Raw genomic sequence first — 2271 nt, forward strand, 5'->3', positions numbered from 1 at the left:
CGCCGCCCGCGAGGCCGGCGGCTGGGCGCTGCTCGGCGACCGCGCCGCGACCCGCGAGGCGCTGGCCGCGGCCGGCGACCTGTTCGCCCGGGGTGCGGCGGACGACGGCCCGGAGTGGATGTCGTTCTACGGCGAGGCCGAGCTGACCGGCCTGGAGGCGCAGTGCTGGGCGGCGCTCGGCGACCACCACCGCGCCGCCGAGTGCGCCCGCCGCGCCGTACTCCTCCAGGACCCGCACTTCGCCCGCAACACCGCCCTGTTCACCGCGGAACTGGCCGAAAATCTCGCGGCCGGCGGCCACCCCGACGAGGCCGCCGCCGCGGGCCGCAGCGCGCTCGCGCTCCTTCAGGAGGTGCGCTCCGCGCGCGTACGGGCCATGCTCGGCGGCACCGCGGAGCGGCTGCGGCGCTGGTCGGGCAACATCGAGGTCGAGGCTTTTCTCACGAATCTGCGACCGAATTCGGCCTGATCCGGCCCTCCGGGGCAACCTTTCCGGATCATTCAGCGTCTTTCTGGCTCCCTCCACCGTTCGGTGGACGGGATATACACCGTGCAGTGGGCTGACGTACACCGTACGGTTGACCGTGGGCCACGTGGGGCGGCCCGCAGCGGGGAAGCGGAGACGGAGTGCCTGGACCATGCGACTGAGGCAGCGTTGGTGGACGGAGCTGTTGCTCGTCGTCGTGGTGTACATGGCGTACTCAGCCGGCAGACTACTCGCCCGCGGCGACGTGGCCATGGCCGTCGACAACGGGCTCGCGCTGCTCGACATCGAGAAGACCCTGCACATCAACTTCGAGGACCCGCTCAACAGACTGTTCACCGCGCACGCGGTGCTCGGCGTCCCCGCAGACTTCATCTACGCGTCCCTGCACTACGTCGTCACGCCCGTCGTCCTGGTCTGGGTCTGGCTCCGCCACCGCGTGCACTACCGGCGCTACCGCACCTGGCTGCTCCTCTCCACCGTCGTCGCCCTCGCCGGCTTCATCCTCATGCCGACCTGCCCGCCGCGGCTGCTGGACCCGGCCTACGGGTTCGTCGACACGATGGCGCAGTACTCGTCGTACGGCTGGTGGGGCGGCGAGGCGAGCGCGCCGCGCGGGCTCGGCGGGCTCACCAACCAGTACGCGGCGATGCCCAGCCTGCACGTCGGCTGGGCGCTGTGGTGCGCGGTGGTGCTGTGGCGGCACGCGCCGCACACGCCGGTGCGGCTGCTGGGCGTCGCGTACCCGCTCGTCACCACCATCGTGGTCATGGGCACCGCCAACCACTACTTCCTCGCCACCACTCCGCACCACCTCCATGACCCCGCACACCACGCACCCCCCACCTGACCGGACGGAGGACCGACATGGACCCGATCACCACCACCCGGCCGCCCACCCCCGGCGACCTGGCCGCCAAGCTGCGGCAGCAGGCCGCCGGCGCCGCGGCCGCGCCGCGGCCCGCTCCCGTCCTCAACCCCGCCACGCTCCGCCCGGCGCCGGCCGCGGCCGCCCGCCCCGCTCCGCTGGCCGTGGTGCGTGAGGACCTCGCCGAACTGACCCCGCCCCCGCGCACGATCACGTGGGACCGCGCGGTGTACGAGCGCGCCCTCCGCCGCTCTGGCCTCCACCCTCACGCCCGCCTGCTGGCGTTCGTCCTGGCGTCCCTGGCGACCCCCGACACCGGGCGGATCCCGCGCCGTCTCATGCCCGGCGTCGTCCAGCTCGCTGACGCCTGCGGCGTGCACACCCGGCAGGTCCATTGCTCCCTGCAGCAGCTGCAGGCCCGCGGCTGGCTGCAGCGCGCTGCCACCCGCGCTGACGGACTGGACCTCCGCACCCGCCGCGCCGTGGCACTCACCCTGCCCGCCGACTGACCACCGTCCGCCCCCTGCACCACTGGAGCGCCACCGTGCACGACGACGAGACACCACCAGACCGCGGCAGCAGCGTGCCGAACACCTGGGGCAACACGCTCGCCCGACAGTGGGCCCCGCAGCTGCCCCGCACCCTCACCGGCGGCTTCCTGCGCCTGATGTACACCCTGCGCGCCGTCGCGCACGCGGACGGGCAACTGCGCTACCGCGGCGGCGACACCATCACCCTCGGCCAGATCGCCGCCGCCGCGCGCGCCGACGAGCGCGACGTACGGCGCTGGCTGGCCGCCGCCATCGCGGCCGGCATCATCACCGCGCCCGCCACCCGCGGAAGCCGTACCGGCCACGCCACCCGCTACGCCCTCAGCTTCAACTTCGGCGTGCGGCCGAACTGGGCAGCAGCCGAGGCG

Annotated in this window: 2 protein-coding genes and 2 pseudogenes; all 4 read left to right on the top strand. The window is 73.8% G+C overall.

The genetic code is table 11. The annotated features are described in order from the left end of the window. Positions 1 to 469, top strand: a 469-nt coding sequence (locus tag H5J30_RS28190) for an NsdA family TPR-like regulatory protein (protein WP_508470874.1), incomplete at its 5' end; no start/stop codon positions are given. A 169-nt stretch (positions 470 to 638) separates the two neighbouring features. Next, positions 639 to 1280: pseudogene (locus tag H5J30_RS28195) on the top strand (phosphatase PAP2 family protein); the annotation flags it as partial. A gap of 71 nt (positions 1281 to 1351) precedes the next feature. Further along, positions 1352 to 1861 carry a LexA family transcriptional regulator gene (locus H5J30_RS28200; protein ID WP_181790114.1) on the top strand — a complete coding sequence of 170 codons (510 nt, stop codon included), beginning with the start codon at positions 1352 to 1354 and terminating at the stop codon, positions 1859 to 1861. Positions 1862 to 1896: 35 nt separating this feature from the next. Then, a pseudogene (locus tag H5J30_RS28205) lies at positions 1897 to 2271 on the top strand (hypothetical protein); the annotation flags it as partial.

Source organism: Streptomyces phytophilus (assembly GCF_013870535.1).
Classification (GTDB): domain Bacteria; phylum Actinomycetota; class Actinomycetes; order Streptomycetales; family Streptomycetaceae; genus Streptomyces; species Streptomyces phytophilus.